The 20,456-nt window shown below is 33.0% G+C and carries 17 protein-coding genes; 14 read left to right on the top strand and 3 right to left on the bottom strand.

Translation table 11 applies throughout. From position 1 onward, the window contains the following. Nucleotides 1-64 precede the first annotated feature (64 nt). The 7 genes from C1S72_RS07320 to C1S72_RS07295 all read left to right on the top strand — a co-directional run bounded on the left by C1S72_RS07320 (nt 65) and on the right by C1S72_RS07295 (nt 11,906). Nucleotides 65-3,523, top strand: a complete 3,459-nt coding sequence (locus C1S72_RS07320; protein ID WP_104734968.1) for a hypothetical protein — start codon at nt 65-67, stop codon at nt 3,521-3,523. 10 nt (nt 3,524-3,533) lie between these two features. After that, nucleotides 3,534-4,832, top strand: coding sequence for a glycosyl hydrolase family 17 protein (locus tag C1S72_RS07315; protein WP_104734967.1), 1,299 nt, complete (start codon nt 3,534-3,536; stop codon nt 4,830-4,832). A 26-nt stretch (nt 4,833-4,858) separates the two neighbouring features. Next, the gene (locus C1S72_RS07310; RefSeq protein ID WP_104734966.1) at nt 4,859-6,361 is read left to right on the top strand and encodes a glycoside hydrolase family 30 protein; all 1,503 of its coding nucleotides are present in this window, start codon (nt 4,859-4,861) and stop codon (nt 6,359-6,361) included. 24 nt (nt 6,362-6,385) lie between these two features. Then, entirely contained in the window at nt 6,386-7,951 is a 1,566-nt protein-coding gene (locus tag C1S72_RS14520) for an MFS transporter (protein ID WP_230401594.1), read from the top strand. Nucleotides 7,952-7,966: 15 nt separating this feature from the next. Further along, a complete protein-coding gene (locus C1S72_RS14515) occupies nt 7,967-8,881 on the top strand; it encodes a glycoside hydrolase family 17 protein (RefSeq protein WP_230401593.1) in 915 nt (304 codons plus the stop codon). 323 nt (nt 8,882-9,204) lie between these two features. Continuing rightward, nucleotides 9,205-10,827: a T9SS type A sorting domain-containing protein gene (locus tag C1S72_RS07300; RefSeq protein ID WP_104734965.1), complete on the top strand. Its 1,623-nt coding sequence runs from the start codon at nt 9,205-9,207 to the stop codon at nt 10,825-10,827. Between the two features lie 68 nt (nt 10,828-10,895). After that, nucleotides 10,896-11,906 (top strand): LacI family DNA-binding transcriptional regulator, encoded by a 1,011-nt coding sequence (locus tag C1S72_RS07295; protein WP_104734964.1) that lies wholly within the window; start codon nt 10,896-10,898, stop codon nt 11,904-11,906. On the opposite strand, the gene C1S72_RS07290 is transcribed toward C1S72_RS07295, so the two are convergent. From C1S72_RS07290 to C1S72_RS07280, 3 genes are read right to left on the bottom strand one after another with little or no spacing between them, the layout of a single operon-like run. Further along, the gene (locus tag C1S72_RS07290) at nt 11,896-14,400 is read right to left on the bottom strand and encodes a TonB-dependent receptor (RefSeq protein WP_104734963.1); all 2,505 of its coding nucleotides are present in this window, start codon (nt 14,398-14,400) and stop codon (nt 11,896-11,898) included. The genes C1S72_RS07295 and C1S72_RS07290 overlap by 11 nt on opposite strands. Beyond that, nucleotides 14,384-15,295, bottom strand: a complete 912-nt coding sequence (locus C1S72_RS07285; protein WP_104734962.1) for a FecR family protein — start codon at nt 15,293-15,295, stop codon at nt 14,384-14,386. Before C1S72_RS07285 ends, C1S72_RS07290 begins: the two co-directional genes overlap by 17 nt. A 49-nt stretch (nt 15,296-15,344) precedes the next feature. After that, nucleotides 15,345-15,869, bottom strand: a complete 525-nt coding sequence (locus tag C1S72_RS07280) for an RNA polymerase sigma factor (RefSeq protein WP_104734961.1) — start codon at nt 15,867-15,869, stop codon at nt 15,345-15,347. Nucleotides 15,870-15,965: 96 nt separating this feature from the next. Between C1S72_RS07280 and C1S72_RS07275 the strand changes: the two genes are divergently transcribed. The 7 genes from C1S72_RS07275 (at nt 15,966) to C1S72_RS07245 (ending at nt 20,452) form a co-directional block, all read left to right on the top strand. Continuing rightward, nucleotides 15,966-17,036 (top strand): hypothetical protein, encoded by a 1,071-nt coding sequence (locus C1S72_RS07275; RefSeq protein ID WP_104735824.1) that lies wholly within the window; start codon nt 15,966-15,968, stop codon nt 17,034-17,036. A gap of 37 nt (nt 17,037-17,073) precedes the next feature. Continuing rightward, nucleotides 17,074-17,547 (top strand): hypothetical protein, encoded by a 474-nt coding sequence (locus C1S72_RS07270; protein ID WP_230401592.1) that lies wholly within the window; start codon nt 17,074-17,076, stop codon nt 17,545-17,547. Between the two features lie 105 nt (nt 17,548-17,652). Beyond that, on the top strand, nt 17,653-18,033 hold the full coding sequence (locus C1S72_RS07265; protein ID WP_104734960.1) for an OB-fold protein: 381 nt from the start codon (nt 17,653-17,655) through the stop codon (nt 18,031-18,033). A 15-nt stretch (nt 18,034-18,048) separates the two neighbouring features. After that, nucleotides 18,049-18,642, top strand: coding sequence for a T9SS type A sorting domain-containing protein (locus C1S72_RS07260; RefSeq protein ID WP_104734959.1), 594 nt, complete (start codon nt 18,049-18,051; stop codon nt 18,640-18,642). A gap of 33 nt (nt 18,643-18,675) precedes the next feature. Then, the gene (locus C1S72_RS07255; protein WP_230401591.1) at nt 18,676-19,524 is read left to right on the top strand and encodes a DUF5777 family beta-barrel protein; all 849 of its coding nucleotides are present in this window, start codon (nt 18,676-18,678) and stop codon (nt 19,522-19,524) included. A 9-nt stretch (nt 19,525-19,533) separates the two neighbouring features. Continuing rightward, entirely contained in the window at nt 19,534-19,899 is a 366-nt protein-coding gene (locus C1S72_RS07250) for a hypothetical protein (protein WP_104734957.1), read from the top strand. Between the two features lie 13 nt (nt 19,900-19,912). Continuing rightward, nucleotides 19,913-20,452 carry a YceI family protein gene (locus tag C1S72_RS07245; protein WP_104734956.1) on the top strand — a complete coding sequence of 180 codons (540 nt, stop codon included), beginning with the start codon at nt 19,913-19,915 and terminating at the stop codon, nt 20,450-20,452. Nucleotides 20,453-20,456: the final 4 nt, after the last annotated feature.

Here is a 20,456-nt window from a genome sequence, read left to right as displayed (position 1 = left end):
AAAGACTACTATGACGACAAAAATTTTAACTAATAATCAAAATTTTGAAGAAAGAAACACAAGTATGAATCCCAACAAAATTTATATAGGTAATAATCAGGCTTCATTTAAAGAGGAAGATATTACTGGTGAATTAACAAATTTTGAAGGCGAGGTATATTATAAGATTTCAAATTCTGATAAAATGAGACCTTTTTTCATGAGTCTCATTAGTAATTCCAATCATTGGATGTTTATATCGAGTAATGGTGGTCTGTCTGCAGGTAGAAAGGATGCCAATCACGCTTTATTTCCATATTACACAGACGATAAGATAACAGAATCTGTTGAAATTACTGGTAGTAAAACAATAATGCGAGTTCATAAAAACGATAAAATTTATTTATGGGAACCATTTTCAAATAGATATCAAGGAATTTATAATCTAAAAAGAAATCTTTATAAAAGTCAATACGGAAACAAAGTTGTTTTTGAAGAATTGAATGAAGATTTAGAATTGACATTTCGTTATTCATGGAATTCAAGTAATTTATTTGGATTCGTAAAGAAATCGACTTTACAAAACAATTCAAATTCAAGTGTTAATGTTACTTTTTTAGATGGTTTACAGAACATTGTTCCATATGGTGTTGGATCTGATTTGCAAAACGATTACAGTAATTTAGTAGATGCTTATAAACGAAGTGAACTTGAAGAAAACACTGGTATTGGGATATTTGCTTTAAGTGCAATTATTGTTGATAAAGCAGAACCTAGCGAAGCATTAAAATCTAATATTATTTGGTCTTTAGGAATAAAAAACCCTAAATATCTATTGTCTTCATTACAACTTGACAAGTTTAGAAGAGGGGAATCTCTTGAACAAGAATCAGATATAAAGGCCGAAAAAGGTGCATATTTTATTGAGTCTAATATATCTCTTTCAGCAAGTGAAAAGCAGAGTTGGATGTTTATTGCAAATGTGAACCAAAATATAAGCGATATTGTATCTATTTCTGAAAAAATAAAAAACGATTCAAATCTACAAGAACAAGTTCAAGATAATATTGAATTAGGCACGAAACATTTGTTAGAATTAGCAGGTGCTTCAGATGCTATGCAATTAAGTAGAAATAAATTACGAAATACACGTCATTTTTCAAACACCTTGTTTAATATAATGCGTGGAGGAATTTTTGATGATAACTATCAAATAGAAAAAAGCGATTTCATAAAATATATTGGTAAAGCAAACAAAAAAGTCTTTAAGAAGAAAAACAGTTTGCTTAATAACTTGCCAGATGCATTCAGTTTAGAATATATTAAAAACATTGCAGAGAAAGATGAAGACAAAAACTTTAAACGTCTTTGCTTCGAATATTTACCATTAAAATTTAGCCGAAGACATGGTGACCCAAGTCGACCATGGAATCAATTTTCAATAAACACAAGGAGTGAGGTTGACGGGTCTAAAATTTTAGATTATGAAGGAAATTGGCGCGATATTTTTCAGAATTGGGAAGCTTTAGCGCATTCATATCCAGAATTTATTGAAAGTATGATTCATAAATTTTTGAATGCTACAACATTTGATGGTTATAATCCCTATCGTGTCACAAAAGATGGTTTTGATTGGGAAACTATAGAACCAGATGACCCTTGGTCTTACATTGGATATTGGGGAGATCATCAAATTATTTATTTATTGAAATTTTTGGAAATAATTGAAGGTCACTATCCAAACAGGTTATCAAGTTATTTTAACCAAGAGGTTTTTGTTTATGCTAATGTGCCTTATAAAATAAAGCCGTATGCTGATTTATTGAAAAACCCAAAAGACACTATTGATTTTGATGATAAACTTGATGCTAGAATTCATCAAAAACGTCAAGAACTGGGTGTAGATGGTGCACTTTTAAGAGATGAAAATTATTTTATCTATAAGGTAAATCTTATGGAAAAATTGTTGGCTACAGTTCTAGCTAAGTTATCAAATTTTATTCCTGAAGGGGGAATTTGGCTTAATACACAAAGACCAGAATGGAATGATGCCAACAATGCATTAGTTGGCAATGGTGTTTCCATGGTAACACTATACTATTTAAGACGATTCTTGAAATTCTTTGAAAATATCGTTGAAGATAATGAATTAGAATCCTTTGAAATATCAGAAGAATTAGCGGAATTTTTTGAGAAGGTATTAAACACTTTTGTGGATTTTAAAAGTGTATTAAAGGCAAGAGTAAGCGATAAGGAAAGAAAATCAATATTGGATAGACTCGGAACAGCAGGAAGTGTTTTTAGAGAAAAAATTTATAAAAACGGCTTTTCAAGTAATAAAAGAGACATTTTAAAAAGTGATCTCACACAGTTTTTATCAATATCTAGGGCATATTTAGAGCATTCCATTGAAGCTAATCAACGAGATGATAAATTGTATCATGCCTACAATTTAATGACTGTAAAAAATGATTCTGAAGTTTCAATTTCATATTTACCAGAGATGTTGGAGGGTCAAGTTGCAGTATTAAGTTCAGGATACATTTCTGGAAAAAAATCACTTGAAGTTTTGCACGCATTGAAAGCTAGTGCACTTTTCAGACCAGACCAATATAGTTATCTATTATATCCAGATAAAGAACTTAATAAGTTTGTTGAGAAGAATAAATTGCCAAAAGAAGCCGTAGATAATTCGAAGTTATTACAACGGCTTCTAGAGGATGGTAATAAGCAAATAATTCAAAAAGATGTTTTAGGGAATTATCATTTTAATGGAACATTTAATAACGCTAACAGTTTAAAAGAAGCTTTAGATGGTCTAGAAAACAAATATCAAGCGCTTGCAAATACTGATAAAAAATTGCTTTTAGAAACTTATGAGAATATGTTTAACCATAAGGCCTTTACAGGTCGTTCAGGAACCTTCTTTGGTTATGAAGGTTTAGGGTCAATTTACTGGCATATGGTATCTAAGTTGTTACTCGCTGTTCAAGAAACAACTTTAGAAGCACTTAAAAACGATGAAAACGATGTTATAATTGGTGGATTACTTGATCATTATTATGAAATTAATGAAGGGATTGGGGTTCATAAATCTCCAGAGCTATATGGTGCCTTTCCAACAGACCCCTATTCGCATACTCCATCAGGTAAAGGTGCCCAACAACCAGGTATGACTGGTCAAGTAAAAGAAGATATTCTTTGTAGGTTCGGAGAATTAGGTGTGTTTGTTGAGAATGGACGCATAGTTTTCAATCCAAGATTATTAAGATATGAGGAGTTTTTAAATGAATCAAAGGACTTTGTTTACACAACAATTAATAAAGAATTAGAAACTCTAAATATTGAAACTAAATCGGTCTGTTTTACATATTGTCAAATTCCTGTCATTTATAATTTGGGAGCCAAAAATGGCATACAAGTAATTTTCAATGACGGTAAAATAACGGAATTTGATTCACTACAAATAGATTTAAAAACAAGCAAAAAAGTTTTTAAAAGAGAAGGAGAAATTAATAGAATTTTAGTTTCACTTAAAGAGTAAAACGAAAAAAATGACAAGAATTTCATTACATATTATTTATTTCTGTTTTGGACTAGTATTGTTTTCATGTAATGATTCTGATAAAAAAAATAAAGGCAACATATTACCTGTGAAAAAAGAAAAAAATGTTACGGCTAAAGATATTTTGGGTAATCCGGAATATCTAGCAATATCCTATGGTGGTTATAGAGAAGTAACTAGGGATAGTCAACCTACTATTCAGCAGCTGAAAAATGATATGAAAATTTTATCAGCTATGGGTATTAAAGTTTTACGTACATATAACGTACAACTAGATCATGCACCAAATTTATTACGCGCAATCAGTGAGCTGAAAGCTGAAGAATCAGAATTTGAAATGTATGTTATGCTAGGCGCTTGGATAGATTGCTTAAATGCATGGACAGACCAAGCACCTAATCATGATGTTGAAAGTCCTAAAAACGCAGGAGAAATTGAGCGTGCAGTGGCTCTAGCAAACAAATATCCAGACATTGTAAAAGTATTGGCTGTAGGTAATGAGGCAATGGTAAAATGGGCTACAAGTTATTATGTTCAACCTAATGTTATTTTAAAATGGGTTAACCATTTACAAGATTTGAAGCGTAATGGTAAGCTTTCAAAAGATTTATGGATAACTAGTTCAGATGATTTTGCATCTTGGGGAGGAGGAGATACTTTATACCATAATGAGGATTTAGAACAATTAATTAAGGCTGTCGATTATATTTCCATGCACACATATCCCTATCACAATACACACTATAATCCGGAATTTTGGGTAGTTCCTGAAAACGAAACAGACTTGCCTGGCATTGAAAAAATTAACGCAGCTATGAAACGTGCTATTAATTTTTCTAAAAAACAGTATGATAGTGTTTCAAACTATGTTAAAAGCCTTGGAGTAAATAAACCAATTCACATAGGAGAAACAGGTTGGGCAAGTGTATCTAATGGTCATTATGGACCAAATGGCTCAAAAGCAACTGACGAGTACAAACAAGGGCTCTATTACAAGCAAATCAGAGAATGGACAAACAATAGCAATATTTCCTGCTTTTACTTTGAGGCTTTTAACGAAAAATGGAAAGATGCTCATAATCCAAAGGGGTCTGAAAACCATTTTGGTTTATTCACAGTAGATGGTCAAGCAAAATATCCTATTTGGGATTTAGTAGATAAAGGTGTTTTTGATGGTCTGACACGAAATGGTAATGCCATATCAAAAACCTATAATGGAGAATATAAATCACTCATGGTTGATGTTTTTGTACCACCAACAGCTGAAGAAATCATGTTTCAGAGATGAAATGAGTCAGTTAATAATTAAGATATATGAAGGCAACAAGTTTGGTAGTTTGTTTTATTTTTTTGGGATTTATTATGGCGTGTGAAGAAAAAGAGCAAGATAAAAAATCGCTTGAAGTTGAGGTTTTTGAAACATCTGCTAGTGGTAATAAACTAACAAAACGCACACGATTTGAGCCTTTAGATACGACTGCAACTATTGTGTTGAAACCAGAAAAAGAATTTCAAACTATTACTGGTTTTGGCGGTGCATTTACAGAATCATCAGCCTATTTACTCAATCGATTAAGTAAAGAGAATAGAGATAAGATTTTAAAAGCCTATTTCAGCAGAGAAGGTGCTAACTATTCTTTAACACGAACCCATATGAATTCTTGTGATTTTTCGCTTAATCAATATTCATATACACCAGTTGAAGACGATATGGAGCTTGACCATTTTACTATTGAGGAGGACAAAGACGACTTAATTCCAATGATAAAAGATGCCATGACCATTTCTGAAGAAGGCTTTAAAATATTTGCTTCGCCATGGACTGCTGCACCTTGGATGAAAGACAATAACCATTGGGTAGGCGGTAAGTTATTGCCAAAATATTATGATACATGGGCATTGTTTTTTTCAAAATATATTGATGCCTATGAGGCTGAAGGGATACCTATTTGGGGTTTTACTGTTGAAAATGAACCACATGGTAATGGAAATAATTGGGAGAGTATGCATTTTACACCACAGGAAATGACTGATTTTGTGAAGTATCATTTAGGTCCAAAATTAGAAGGGGATGGTTATGGTGATAAAGTTATACTTGGTTATGATCAGAATCGAGCAGGTCTAAAAGAATGGGTAGATGTGATGTACGCAACTGAAGAATCTTCAAAATATTTTGATGGTACGGCAATACATTGGTATGAAAGCACCTATGAAGTATTCCCCGAAGCACTTCAATATGCGCATCAAAAAGCACCAAACAAATTTTTAATTGAAACGGAAGGATGTGTAGATTCTGAAGTTCCAAAATGGCAGGATGACGCGTGGTATTGGAAAAAGGAAGCCACTGATTGGGGCTGGGATTGGGCAGCAGAAGATGAAAAATATTTGCACCCAAAATATGCACCTGTAAATCGTTATGCCAGAGATATTATTGGATGTCTCAATAACTGGGTTGATGGATGGGTAGATTGGAATATGGTTTTAGACAGACAAGGAGGCCCAAATTGGTTTGAAAACTGGTGTGTAGCACCTGTTATTGTTGATCCTGATGCTGATGAGGTTTATTTTACACCACTTTATTATGTGATGGCACATTTTAGCAAGTATATCAGGCCAGAAGCTAAAGTGATTGGAGTCGCAAATACCGACGATTCATTATTGGTTACAGCAGCTAAAAATCCAAGCGGAAATATAGCAGTCGTCATTTTTAATGAAGGTAATGATGGAAAGAGTTTTGAATTGAAAGTAGATGATAAATCAATTATAATAAATATTAATCCCCAAGCCATTCAAACTATTGTAGTTCCTAAAAAGTAAAACACTAACTAAATAATATAGTTTATGTCAAGTATTAAAACAGTATCTAGAAATAAAGTCCCAATAGGTCAAAAAGCCGCATTTGGTGCAGGTCATTTTGTGCTCAATCTTTTACCAGGTGTTTTGGGTGTTTACTTGCAGGTGTTTATTTTAACTGCATTCGGCATGGATCCGGTTTGGGCTGGACTTTTAGGCGGACTGCCTAGGATATTTGACGCCTTAACAGACCCAATAATGGGCTTCATTTCAGATAATACCAAATCTCGATTTGGTAGAAGAAGACCTTATATCTTTACAGGAGCCATTATAAGTGGAATTCTGTTTATTTTAATGTGGCAACTTGACGAAAACGCATCACAGACCTTTAATTTTTGGTATGTAATGATTCTTCAGATTCTGTTTTTAGTTGGAAACACCATGTTTGCGACACCATTGGTTGGCTTGGGATATGAAATGACTTCTGATTATAATGAACGAACTAGACTTATGAGTTTAGCAAATAGCATGGGTCAGATTGCATGGATGATTGTACCATGGTTATATGTAATAATTCCAGATGTAAATACTTTTGATAATCCCGCTCAAGGTGTTAGAACTATGGCTGTGATTGTTGGTGCAGTCTGTATTGTTTTTGGGATTTTACCCGCCTTCTTCTGTAGAGGAATAGATTCTGCAAATATGGAAAACAGACAAGTCATCAATTTTAAGACTCTAGCTTCAAATATGAAAGAACTGTTTAGAGGTATTAAGCAGGTATCTAAAAACAAACCATTTATGAAGCTCTGTGGCGCCACATTTTTAGTATTCAATGGGTTTCAGCTAGTAGCGGCGTTTTCAGTATTTATAATTGTTTTTTATATGAATAGTGGAAGCTGGGAAATGGCAGGAACATGGCCAGCATGGTTTAACACACTTAATGCCATTTTAACCGCATTTGTGGTAATTCCTATAATTTCTAGAATGGCGACTAAATGGGGAAAGAGAAAGGCATTTTTAATTTCAACAGCTTTATCAATATTTGGTTATGTTTTAAAATGGTGGGGTTTTGATATTGAACTGAATAATAAATTTAATGAAACGTCTATTGGTCAATCCATGACAAATGGAGTGGCTTCAATATTTGAGACTATTAATCCATTTTTAGATAGTGTTGGTATGTCGTGGTTTAGTATTGATGCGAGTAATGGTATTCCATGGTTAATATTTTTACCAATTCCATTTTTTGCTTTTGGAATGGGAGGACTGTTTACGCTTATGATGAGTATGACTGCAGATGTATGTGATTTAGATGAGTTAGAAAATGGAATGCCCCGTAAAGAGGGTACTTTTGGAGCAATTTATTGGTGGATGGTTAAATTAGGTCAAGCAATCGCAATTATTTTGAGCGGAGTAATCCTGAAAATTGTCGGGTTCGATCAAAATATAACAAATCAGACTATTGAAACAATGACATCATTACGAATAGCTGATATTATCGTTCCAGCTACTACAGCTGCATTAGCTATGTGGGTTATGTGGAACTATAGTTTAAATGAAAAAAGAGCAAAAGAGATTAAGGCTGAACTTGTTGATAGGCGAGGTGAATTATAAAAATTATTAATAAAAATGTCTTACAGAAAAGAATCATATTATAAGTTTAAAGGGTACAGCCAAATTAATACAGTTGGTATTGATGCTTCAAAATTATCTCTTGAAACGTTAACAAAACTATGGCGCAAAACTATTAAAAATGGATTTCATGGTATATGTTTTAGCATGTATGAAGATGGTCAAGAACCTGGCGATGATATTAGTTTTGAACAAGTTGAACGTCGTGTGCAAATTTTAAAACCGTATGTTGAAGCCATTCGTTCATTTTCTTGTGTAGAAGGCAATGAGCATGTGCCTGTTGCAGCTAAAAAACACGGTTTGAAAACATTAGTTGGTGCATGGCTGGGAGATGATAAAGATGATAATGAAAAAGAAATTGAGGGATTGATTGCTCTTGCTAAAGCAGGTTATGTGGATGTTGCTGCTGTTGGTAACGAGGTGCTTTATCGTAATGACATGTCTCTGGAGGAATTACTAGAATACATTAAACGGGTTAAAGAAGCATTATCTGGTTTAGATATTCCTGTAGGTTATGTAGATGCCTATTATGAGTTTTCTCGTCATCCAGAATTAGTTGAACAAACTGATGTCATTTTAGCCAATTTATACCCCTATTGGGAAGGATGCCCTATTGAATATGCGCTTGGTCATATGCAAGCCATGTATGGTCAGGTTGTAGATGCGGCTCAAGGCAAACCTATTATTGTAACTGAAACAGGTTGGCCTAGTGAAGGAGGGAATCTAAAAAGTGCAATTGCTGGAAAAGAGGCTGCCATGAAATATTTTATTGATGCCATTAACTGGACAAAAGAAAATGACATTTCAATATTTTACTTTTCATCATTTGATGAATCATGGAAAACGGGTGATGAAGGAGATGTTGGCGCTTATTGGGGGCTGTGGGATAAAAACGAAAATTTAAAGTTTTAGTTTTTTTTGGTTGATTACGCATTAAATGCTAAAAAAGTTTAAAGCCTTACAAAAAAGCAACTCAACATTCAACATTGTTACCACAACATGACCTATACATATTGAAAATATTACAATACCTCGGGCAATCCCCAGCATCTTGAAAACCCTATTATGTCTTAATTATAGATTGATTTTAAATTTTGGGTTATTTTTTTTGAACTGTATGTTTTTTGTAGCGGTGTTAAATTCGGATTACTCAATAAATGTGGGTTATCTTTGAGAATAATAAAAAATTAACCATAAATATTTAAATAATTCATAAATCCTTAAAATATTAAACTATGAAAAAAATTACTTTTTTAATTTTCCTTATATGTTCGGCCGTAACATTCGGTCAAGTAAATTATGATTTTGAAAACCCGGCTCAAGTACCACAGTTTGCATTTGATGGTGTTGGATTCGGCAACGTGGTAAATCCTGACGCCGTTAATAACCCTTCCGCAAGAGTTTTGGAAGTAAATAAGCCGGATACAGCACAATGGTTTTCAGGCTTTGGTTTTGAAACACCTGGTCTTGCATTAGTTGATTTGTCACTTGGAACCGAGTTTACTTTTAAGGTTTGGGCACCAATTGCTGGTCAAACAGTGAGGTTTCGTCTACAAAACAGTATCAACGGAGCCCCAGCCTTTAATGTAGATACTGTAATTCCTAATGCCGGTGTTTGGACGGATGTAACTATAGATTTTGATAGTCAAACTAATGGCACAGAGCAGTACGCTGTGTTTGTGATTCAGCCAAACTATGATATTAGTTGTGAAGGTGGTGGTTGTACTACCGTCGGAGCAGGTAATGGTGGTATATGGTATTTTGACGATATTTTTCAATCTTTCGATCCAAGTATTGACGCAAGTCTGTCAGATTTAACTTTAGATGGTACAACAATAGCAGGTTTCTCTCCATCAAATACAACTTACGATGTAGAATTGCCGAATGGCACAACAGTACCACCAACAGTGGCAGGTGTTGCTACACAAGCAGGCAACGGGTCGTCCAATGTTGATGTAATTCAAGCCGGTGGTGTGCCCGGAACAGCTACTTTAGATGTTACTGCACCGGATGGAACAACCACTAGATTGTACACTGTAAATTTTACAGAAGCAGCCGCTTTGCCGCCAGCAGCACCAGTGCCAACAGAAACTAATGTGGTTTCAATCCTTACAAACAATCCGGCTTATTCAGACCGTGGGATACCATTCTTTGAGGCTTTTGGATCAACAACGGCATTTTATGATTTAGATAATAGTGGAACTGATGACGCTCTTTCATTCCAAGGTGGAAACGGTGGACAAGTTAATTATTTTGGTAATGAACCATTTGTGGATATAACTGCGGCGGGGATTTTCCATATTGATTTTTATTGCGAAAATCTTGATGCTGGAGATAACTTTAGAGTTGTATTGTTACCACAAAATACGGGCTTAAATATGGAGTTTAGAATAACTGTAGATGAAACACAACCAGGCACATGGCAATCATTTGATATAGGTTTAGCTGGTGCAGGGTCTGGATTACCAGATGAATTTACGGGTGCTGATATATCAAACTTTGGTGATTTAGCTTTAATACAAATCTTCCCAGCTGAAGCAGGGAGTACATTAGGTTCTGAACTAGTCTATGTTAGTAATATATATTTTAGTGGAGGAACTCTTTCTAGAACTGATGTTAATTTGAATTCTGAGTTTAATGTATATCCTAATCCATCTCAAAATATATGGAACGTAAAAACTAATGGCCAAACCATTAATTCTATTCAAATTTTTGATATTCAAGGTAGACAAGCAATCAATTTGAATCCAAATGCTTCTGAAGCCACCATAGATGGTTCAAGCTTACCAGCGGGACTTTACTTTGCAACAATAAACACCTCTGAAGGGTCTAAAAGTGTAAAACTAATTAAACAGTAATTATTCGTATTTTTATAAATAGTTAGGTAATTTAGGGTGCGTTTTTTAGCGCACCCTTTTTTTAAATTATGGTTACATTAAAGCAATTAGCTCAAGAATTAAACGTCTCTGTTTCTACCGTCTCAAAAGCATTAAACGGTAGTGATGAGATAGGACATGATACTATTGAAAGGGTAAAATCATTAGCTAAATTATATAACTATAAACCTAATCGGGTTGCAATAAACCTAAAACGAAGTAGCACCAAGACCATCGGAGTAATAATCCCAAACATATTGAATCATTTTTTTGCTAAAGTTCTTTTTAGTATTGAAAAGGAAGCTTCAAAAAAAGGCTATAATATTATAACTTGTCTTTCAAACGAATCTTTAGAAAAAGAAACTACAAGTCTGGGCATTCTATCTAATGGAAGTGTTGACGGATTTATTGTTTCAGTAGCTGAAGAAACTCAAAATGAAAATAGTATTGACCATTTTGAAAGTTTGGTACAGAATAAAATCCCTTTGGTCATGTTTGATCGTGTTCTTAATGATGTTAATTGTATGAAAGTTATAATCAACGATTATGATTCAGCTTTTAATGCAACCAAGCTTTTGATAGAAGAAGGCAGGAAAAAAATAGTCCTATTGAGCAATATTTCAGAATTAAGTGTAGGAAAATTAAGAATAAGAGGTTATCAAAATGCCCTAAAAGAATTTTCTAAAAGTAATTATGCGCCATTAATTTTATCATTTAATGAAGAAGACAATATTGAAGAACAAGTTGAAAATCTGCTTTCTAATGACAATGAAATTGATGGTGTTATCTCCATTGATAATACATCTGGTGTTATTGCACTTCAAAAAGCCTTAAAACTTGATAAGCATGTTCCGCATGATATTTCCATTATTGGGTTTTCAGACAATAATGTGTTACCATTTACCAATCCAAAACTCTCTACAATTGCTCAACATCCCATTCAAATTGGTTCTTGTGCGGTAGAAATGATCATTGATATAATTGATGGCAAAACACCTACGAACAAAATAAAGCGTATTGACACTGAATTACTCTTGAGGGAAACTACGCTTAAAAAATAATCCTTGCCGAAACATTTGGAGCAAAGCCTAATGAGAGTTCATTGACTCTTATAAGTTGAGAATTGTTGAGTCTATAAAAACTGTTAATGGTATTCTCATTTCCAAATACATTCCAGATAGAAGCACCTATCTCGCCTTTTAGTTTATGGCCTAAATTCAAATAATAAATAGCTGATAAATCTACACGAAAATAATCCTCTAAATTAGAACTGTTAACTGAATCATAGTTTATAGAACCATTTAAAATAGTCTCATTAGCTATTGGTTCTGTAATAGGTTTTCCAGTATGCCAATTGATTCCTGCAGCCAGTTTGAATTTATTAGTAGTAAATCCAGATCCAAATGTTAATGTGTGAGAAATATCGAAATTGCTCGGGAATGCTTCGTCGTTAAATGTTTTAAAAGTATAATTATTGTCCATATAAGTGTAACTTACCCAAAGATTGAAATCATTAAGTTGTTTTTTAATAAGGAAATCCAACCCCAAAACATCATAGTTCCCGGAAGTTTTAATGAATTCAAAATTATTTTGAAATCCCTGACTCTGTGATGTGATGCCATCAACTTTTTTGTAATAGGTTTCAGCACTTATTAGGAATTCTTGATGTTCATAGTTTATACCAAGAGAAAATTGTTTGCTCTTTATTATGGGAATGGAGTCATTATCGGTTAATTGCCAGCGCCTTTTTTCAACACCTAAAAAGTCATTTTGGAAATTAATAACCTGTGAAGTGTTTTGATGTTTAAATTCTCCCAAAGCTTCAACCGAAATTCTATTTGACAACTGATGCGTTATACTCAATCTTGGTTCTAAAATGTGTTCTTGAAATTTATCAATATAATTGTAGCGTAAGCCTAAATCAACATGGGTTTTTTTGTTTTTTGTTCTAAATGTAAATTCAGAAAAAACGCTATGCTCTCTTAAAACTTCTGAAATTAAAAACTTATATCTTGGAACATCAACATCATCTAAATTGGTGATTTTTGTTTCAACAAAATGATATCCAAACAAGCCATTTAAATTTTGGTTAAATACCTTTTCGGCCAATAATTTGATACTACTTTCTGAAACTTGATTTTTTTGTAGAAAGCGTTGTGATTCATTTATGTTTGAGTTCACAGCCTCCAATTTGTAATCTGTTTCATACACCTGAAGCGTGGTGTTAAATTGTGAGCTCCACAAGCGTTTATAGTTTAAACCAGCTGCAATACTTTTTTGTGAAATATTACTTTCACGTGATGTTTCAATATTGTTTACCAAAGCATTTTCATTAAAAACTAAATTGTTAGAAACATTGATGAAATTAAGTTTTAATTCATCTTTTGGGCTTATTTGATAGATCCATCGTAATGAGGCATCGTAAAAATCAAATTGCTTGTCAGAAGTTACTTCGCTTTGAAGTTCGTTGTTTTGGGAGATGCGTTTAAAGAACTGTTCGTAAGTAGGCGTTTTTGTGAAGTCACTTATTGATTTTCGGGCTGCCAATTGTAAAGAAGATTTGTTTCCTAAAGGAATATCTACAAAGGCGTTTGCATCTATCAAATTTACACCAAAGTTACCCTTGAATGTTTTGTTTAACTTATTTTCAGTATACATGGCTATAGTACCAGAAACACCATCAGAAAATTGCGTGCTAGTTCCATTTTTAAATAATGAAACAGTTTGAGTTATTTGTGGATTATACATAGATATAAGCCCGAAAAAATGACCAGATTGATACATTTTTATATTGTCCCAAAGTATTAAATTTTGATCGTGAGAACCACCTCTTATGTTAATATTTGAAACAGTTTCCGATACACTCATAATACCTGGAAATGCTTGAACTGATCTCAAAACATCAGCATCAATTAAACCTGGGAGTATTTCAAAATCCTCAATATTAATATTAAATGAACCATCATTTAATTTATTAATACCTTTGGTTATGTAGTTCGATATATACACTTCCGAGAGTGTTTGAAGTTCAGCGTTTAGTCTAATAATCATACAATCATTAGCATTCATGAGTGCTAAATCTAACTGAACTGTTCTGTATCCTAGAGCGCGAACTTCAATAGTTTTGTTATTCTCCATTAGGTTTAATTCAAAATAACCATTGGCATCAGCGACAGCACCATTGGAGCCATTTTGAATGGTTGCCAATGGGATAGGTATGTCGTCATAAAAACTTTTTACATAACCACAAAAGGTGTTTTGAACTTTGGATTTAATTAGAATAAAATGGTCATCTAATCTTGAAAAGGTTAAAGCTGTTTGGTTCTGAAGGTTGATTAAAACGGATTCAATGTCTAATTCTAAATTTGGTGATGCTACATAAACGCCTTCTATAGTTTCTTCGGCATAGTTAAACTGAACATCATATTCTTTTTCAATGATAATTATAGCATCGTGAAGTAAAATATCATTTCCCTGAACTTGGGCTTTGACTTGAAAGGGCTGGAATAGCCAAAATATTAAACATGTAACTAATAGTTTAGTGCTTATTTTCATAAAGAACAACACGATTTGATGAATTCAATTCATAGTTTAAATTCATAGGTTGTGTGATAGAAATAAGAGCTTGTTCTAAATTGGAATGTGTAAAACCACCTGTAAATAGACTGTTTGTATCAACTCCTTTGTGTGTTACTTCTATGTTATACTGACGCTCCAATTCTGAAAGCACATCTTTAAGGGCAATAGCATGGAAGGAGCTCGAATTATTAATCCATTTAGGTGCAATTAAATTAGAATGGTTTTCTGAAAAGGTACCATTATAAATTTTAAAGGAATCACCAGCGCGTAACATTCGGGTAATAGTATCTGATATGACACTGACAATACCTTCATAGCACTCAACATAAAAGAAATTCTGGCGTTGTTTTACATTAAATTCGGTTCCAACTACTGTCACAATTCCTCGTGATGTAATCACATCAAACGTATTGCCTTTTGAAACTTTAAAATAAGCTTCGCCATTTAAATTTACGGCTCTTTTAGAGTTCCAAGAGCGTTTACTAAATGAAATTTCAGATACACTATTGAGTGTTACCTGCGAAGCATCTGGTAATTCAAAAGTTGTTTTTTCACTAGCTACTGTTTTTACTTCGGTAGTATTATTAAAATAAAAAGCCGTGTAAAGTGTTAAGGCTACAACTATAATACTGGCGATTTTTAATACTGGCGATTTCCAGTTTAAAGGTTTTACCTTTTCTTTAGACTCATGATATTGTTTTTTAAAGCCCTCAAAATCAGCAGTTGTATTAAATTGAGAGGCTTTAAATGCTGAAGCGTTATCAATAATGGCTTTATTTGATTCATAATCATCCTGCTCCAGAAAGGCCTTACGTTCCTCTGGGGTCAAATCATTATTTAACCATTTTTTTAATAAGTATTCTTTGTCCATAAAATGTAATACATTTATTATATAACAACTAATGCTGTTATTCTCCTGATTATTTTATTGAAAAATTTTCCAATTCTGCTTTTAATATCTTGAAAGCACTATAAATTCTATACTCTACTACTTTTTGAGTAACACCTAAAATCTCTGCTATTTCGCTATGTTTTTTACCTTCAACTTTATTTAACAAAAAGGCCACACGCTGTTCTTCTTTTAAACTTTCTAGTACTTTTTTATAGCGTTCAAGGTATTGCTCTTGTTCGAATATAAATTCCGGTGTCTCATTAGAAGATGCATTTGTATGTAATTTTTGGTATTTTAAAACAACTTTCTGATGTTTAATATCATTAAGCATAAGGTTGTTAGCAACGGTAAATAAGAATGACTTGGCCTTACTAAAGGTCACCTTTTTACAGTTGTCCCAAAGTTTAATAAACGCATCTTGAGCTTTGTCAGATGGATTTAATTCGGCGCCGTATTTATAATACAGGAAGTTATTTAAGTCTTTGGAATACGTGTTGTAAATCCTTTCAAAAATGACTTCATTGCATATATCCTCATGTAATTCCTTGGCCATTTAGTCAATAATTTTTTTAAATGTATATAATTTTTTAAACTTTTTTCAGGAGTTTTTAAAACTAGGTTGTTATATGTACAAATGAAACAACTAAATATGTCAATTAAAACCTACCTCATAGCACTTTTATCAATAGCAGTATTATTTGTAAGCTGCAGAAAAGAAGAAATGGAACTTATTGAGTCTCCACCTGAAGATACTTTAGAACCTGCTTCTAACATTGCTGACCTTATGAAGCGAACAGCATCTAACGATGGTTCAATAGATAATATTTTGGACTATGCCAATTGCTTCACGGTTCAATTACCAGTAACTGTAGTCGCAAATGGTATTCAAGTTGAAATAAATGATGAAGCTGATTTAAATCAGGTGGAATCAATTTTTGACTCATTGGATGACGATACTGATTATTTACAATTTAATTATCCTATAACCATAGTTTTGTCTGATTTTTCAGAAGTAATAATCAATACTTATTCGGAATTAAATCAAAATGCTGCTAATTGTAATGGTGAGAATGAAGTAGATGATGACATTGAATGTTTGGATTTTGAATACCCAATTGGTATGTCCATTTTCAACACAAACAATGAATTGATTGAAACCATTTCCATTCAAAATGACAACGCACTGTATAATTTTATTGAAAATATTGATAGTAATGATATTGTAGTTGTTTCATTCCCTATAACCGTTATAGTATTTGATGGAACTCAAATTACAATCAATAATTTAAACGAGTTAGAAACAACCATTAATAACTTTTCTGATAGTTGTGATGAAGATGATGATTATGATTATAATGATGATGATTGTAACAATTGCACGCCAAACCAATTAGAAGATATATTAATTAATTGCACCAATTGGTTTGTTGATAAATTGGAGAGAAACGGTACGGACTATGATGATGTTTACAATGGTTACACTTTTAATTTCTTCAGTGATGGTAGCGTAACTTCGGTTTATAATACCAATAATTACAATGGAACTTGGTCAACAAATGGAACAGGAAATGATATTACGGTAGTCATTGATATTCCTACGCTACCACTTTGTAATAACAATTGGAGGCTTCATGAAATAGAAAGTGTAACAGGTGAGACAAAGGTTGATTTACGTGTAGGTGACGATGATAGGTTGCGCTATGAAAGTAGTTGTAATTAAAAAAAGAAACAATAATCAATTAAAAAAACAACGAATTATGAAAACAACAATTTTATACGGATTTATTATGATGTGCAGTTTATCACTTTTGTCATCAACATGTTCACATCACGATGACGATGACGGCTCTCACGATGACAACAGAGGTGAAATACAACAAGTCATTGAACAAGCGGAATCTGGTATTTGGCGTGTTACTAGTTTTATTGATTCTGGTCAAGATGAAACTAATGATTTTATCGGCTATAATTTTACGTTTCAGTCCAATGGAACTGTTATAGCATCAAATGATAACAATACTATAAATGGAACTTGGTCTATTACAGATAGTAGTGGTAGTAGTGATGACGATATAGATTTCAATATGTTTTTTAATGTCTCTGACAGTAATAAGTTTGAAGACCTAAATGATGATTGGGATATTGTCTCACACTCACAAGATGTAATTAGGTTGAGAGATGTCAGTGGCGGAAATGGTGGTATAGACACACTTACATTTGAACGAAACTAACAAAAAATAAACAGTAAAGCCTACTTTATTTGCTCCCAAATTATTGATTAATAGCAACTGCTCCAATTTGGAAATTAGTTGGGGCAGTTTTAAAACATACTATGTATGCGCAAATGGAGCATTATAATATCAATACTTATTCTTTTAGGGGTTTTTGGTTATAATTATTTATATCAAGATCACAGAGATATTCAAACTGAAAAATCAATTTATAAGGTGTCTTCCCAAAACCTTATTGAAGAGTTTCAGATTAATTCAGATGATTCTGAATCCAAATATTTAGATAAAACAATTACGGTATTCGGATATATCTCACATGTTGATGTTCACAGTCTTGTAATAGACAATGTCGTGTTTTGTCAATTTGAAGAAAGACTAAATCCTAAATTAAAAGAATCAAATAACATCACAATAAAGGGAAGGTTTTTGGGCTATGATGATTTATTGGAAGAAATTAAACTAGACCAATGCCATATTATTAATTAATTAAAACCATAAATTATGAAAACAAAATTACTAATGCTTGCAATCTCAATAACCATTGGATTACATGCTCAAACAACGCACGATTTAATCTGGGAAAGAGGATTTGAAAGTCCTGAAGCCGATTTAACTATTGATATTGGAGATACTGTAAGATGGACATGGACAGACGAAGTGCCTCATACGGTTGAGAGTAATACAGGTAGTACAGAAACATTTAGCAGCCCAGTCTTAACAGGTTTAGGACAGACTTATTCATATACTTTTACTGTTGAAGGGGTAAATCCTTATTTCTGCGGGATTCATGGAGCAAATAACATGTCAGGTGTTATTACTGTTCAAGAAGGCTTAAGTATCGATGAATTTGAAGAGGTATCAGTTAGACTAACTCCAAATCCTGTACACGCCAATTTAAAAATCGCTTTACCTCAAAACTATACAAACGGAAACTTGTATATAATTGACTTAACAGGAAAAACTGTGCTGACTAACACCATAGAAAACAGAGGAGGTGTGATTGAATTAGATGTTTCAAATATTAAATCTGGTATGTACTTAATCAGGTTTGAACTAGACAAGAACATAATCACCAAAAGATTAATTATTCAGTAGATAATGCGTGTCAAATTCAATAACAATATCATTATGAAAACATTATGGGTCTTAATAATTTTATTGCCAATGAGCTTCTTTGCTCAAGAAGATCTACTTGATGAAATAGATACTGATTCTGTTTCTCATTCCTATACTTCTGCTGCTTTTAAAGGACTTAAAATTGTAAATTTTGAATCAACAAAATTGGTTGCAAAAAAGGAGTTTACATTAGTTGTAGCACACAGATTTGGAAGTGTAAAAAATGGATTTGACACGTTTTTTGGATTGGATGATGCTGTTACTAGGTTGAATTTTATATATGGTATTTCTGATGGATTTAATATTGGAGTTTCTAGGAGCTCCTATCAGAAAATTTATGAAGGGTCTTTAAAATATCGCCTGTTGAGGCAAGAGGATAATGGTTTCCCGTTTACATTAGTTGGCTTTAATTCCATTTTAATCAACACAGCTTTGGATGAGGATAATCTACCCAAGCTGGAGTTTAAACACCGGTTGGGTTATACTGTTCAAATGTTGATTTCAAGAAAAATGTCTGAAAAATTATCTCTGGAATTTGCACCAACTTTTTTTCATGACAACTATGTGATGATTAACGATCAAGATAATTCCCAGTTCGCACTAGGTTTTGGTGGTCGGTATAAGTTAGGTAAGCGTTGGTCTCTAAATGCCGATTATGGGTGGCATTTAAATAGAGCCTCTGATTCACCATTTAGAAATCCGCTGTCCATAGGAATAGATTTAGAAACTGGAGGTCATGTGTTTCAAATGCATTTTACCAATGCACAACCTATGAATACCAATACATTTTTGGGTCAGTCAACAGGTGATTGGAGCGAAGGAGATATTTATTTTGGATTTAATTTAAGTCGCGTATTTTAATTGAAAATCATGAAAGCAAAACTTGTAATAATAACTTTTGGAATTTTAGTTTTTTATGGATGCACTTCTGTAAGTGAAGATGATTTAATTGAAAACACACCTATACCTGATGACACAATAACCTACATAGGTCATGTAAAAAGTATTATAGATAACAATTGTATTGATTGTCATTCCAATCCACCAGTGAATGGAGCACCTATGTCATTAATAACTTATGAAAATGTTAGGGATGCCGTTCAGAATAGAGATCTAATAGCTAGGATATCATCAGATAATTTAGGGTTTTTAATGCCTTTTGGAGGACCTAGGTTACCACAAAACTTAATCGATACGGTTATATTATGGGAAGCAGAAGGTCTTCAAGAAGAATAACAAAATATGTATTATGAAAAAAATTGCATCTATCATTTTATTGAGTTTTGGAATGCTTGTTCAGGCTCAAAGTAAGTATATGACCAAAACAGGAAGTGTAACTTTTGAAGCCTCGGTGCCATCTTTTGAGGAGGTTAAAGCAACTAATACATCAACAACAGCTATTTTAAATACCGAAAACGGTGAATTTGCTGCGTTGATTTTGGTAAAAGGGTTCCGGTTTAAAAACGCTTTAATGGAAGAGCATTTTAATGAAAATTATGCCGAGTCAAACACCTATCCCAAAGCAACATTTAAAGGGACTTTTAATAATTTCTCAACAAAAGAGTTGAATAATACGTTTACTATTGATGGAACATTAACGTTTCACGGTGTTTCTAAATCTTTAAAGGACATTAAAGTAACTATATCGGAAATTGAAAATGTTTTGAAGCTTACTGGAAGCTTTAACGTACTCGCATCAGATTTTAAAATTGAAATCCCAAAAATTGTTAGCAATAAATTGTCTAATGAAGTTGCTGTAACTTTTGAATTTGAATTGTTTAAGAAGTAAAAAT

This window comes from Hanstruepera ponticola (assembly GCF_002940745.1).
Taxonomy (GTDB): domain Bacteria; phylum Bacteroidota; class Bacteroidia; order Flavobacteriales; family Flavobacteriaceae; genus Hanstruepera; species Hanstruepera ponticola.
Note: the sequence above shows the minus strand (reverse complement) of the source record. Positions and strands in the feature narration are given on the sequence as shown.

Excerpts from the sequence above, each read along its gene's own strand:
- C1S72_RS07320 (WP_104734968.1), top strand. The coding sequence starts at position 65 with ATGAATCCCAACAAAATTTATATAGGTAATAATCAGGCTTCATTTAAA.
- C1S72_RS07315 (WP_104734967.1), top strand. The coding sequence starts at position 3,534 with ATGACAAGAATTTCATTACATATTATTTATTTCTGTTTTGGACTAGTA.
- C1S72_RS07310 (WP_104734966.1), top strand. The coding sequence starts at position 4,859 with ATGAAGGCAACAAGTTTGGTAGTTTGTTTTATTTTTTTGGGATTTATT.
- C1S72_RS14520 (WP_230401594.1), top strand. The coding sequence starts at position 6,386 with ATGTCAAGTATTAAAACAGTATCTAGAAATAAAGTCCCAATAGGTCAA.
- C1S72_RS14515 (WP_230401593.1), top strand. The coding sequence starts at position 7,967 with ATGTCTTACAGAAAAGAATCATATTATAAGTTTAAAGGGTACAGCCAA.
- C1S72_RS07300 (WP_104734965.1), top strand. The coding sequence starts at position 9,205 with ATGAAAAAAATTACTTTTTTAATTTTCCTTATATGTTCGGCCGTAACA.
- C1S72_RS07295 (WP_104734964.1), top strand. The coding sequence starts at position 10,896 with ATGGTTACATTAAAGCAATTAGCTCAAGAATTAAACGTCTCTGTTTCT.
- C1S72_RS07290 (WP_104734963.1), bottom strand. The coding sequence starts at position 14,400 with ATGAAAATAAGCACTAAACTATTAGTTACATGTTTAATATTTTGGCTA.
- C1S72_RS07285 (WP_104734962.1), bottom strand. The coding sequence starts at position 15,295 with ATGGACAAAGAATACTTATTAAAAAAATGGTTAAATAATGATTTGACC.
- C1S72_RS07280 (WP_104734961.1), bottom strand. The coding sequence starts at position 15,869 with ATGGCCAAGGAATTACATGAGGATATATGCAATGAAGTCATTTTTGAA.
- C1S72_RS07275 (WP_104735824.1), top strand. The coding sequence starts at position 15,966 with ATGTCAATTAAAACCTACCTCATAGCACTTTTATCAATAGCAGTATTA.
- C1S72_RS07270 (WP_230401592.1), top strand. The coding sequence starts at position 17,074 with ATGAAAACAACAATTTTATACGGATTTATTATGATGTGCAGTTTATCA.
- C1S72_RS07265 (WP_104734960.1), top strand. The coding sequence starts at position 17,653 with ATGCGCAAATGGAGCATTATAATATCAATACTTATTCTTTTAGGGGTT.
- C1S72_RS07260 (WP_104734959.1), top strand. The coding sequence starts at position 18,049 with ATGAAAACAAAATTACTAATGCTTGCAATCTCAATAACCATTGGATTA.
- C1S72_RS07255 (WP_230401591.1), top strand. The coding sequence starts at position 18,676 with ATGAAAACATTATGGGTCTTAATAATTTTATTGCCAATGAGCTTCTTT.
- C1S72_RS07250 (WP_104734957.1), top strand. The coding sequence starts at position 19,534 with ATGAAAGCAAAACTTGTAATAATAACTTTTGGAATTTTAGTTTTTTAT.
- C1S72_RS07245 (WP_104734956.1), top strand. The coding sequence starts at position 19,913 with ATGAAAAAAATTGCATCTATCATTTTATTGAGTTTTGGAATGCTTGTT.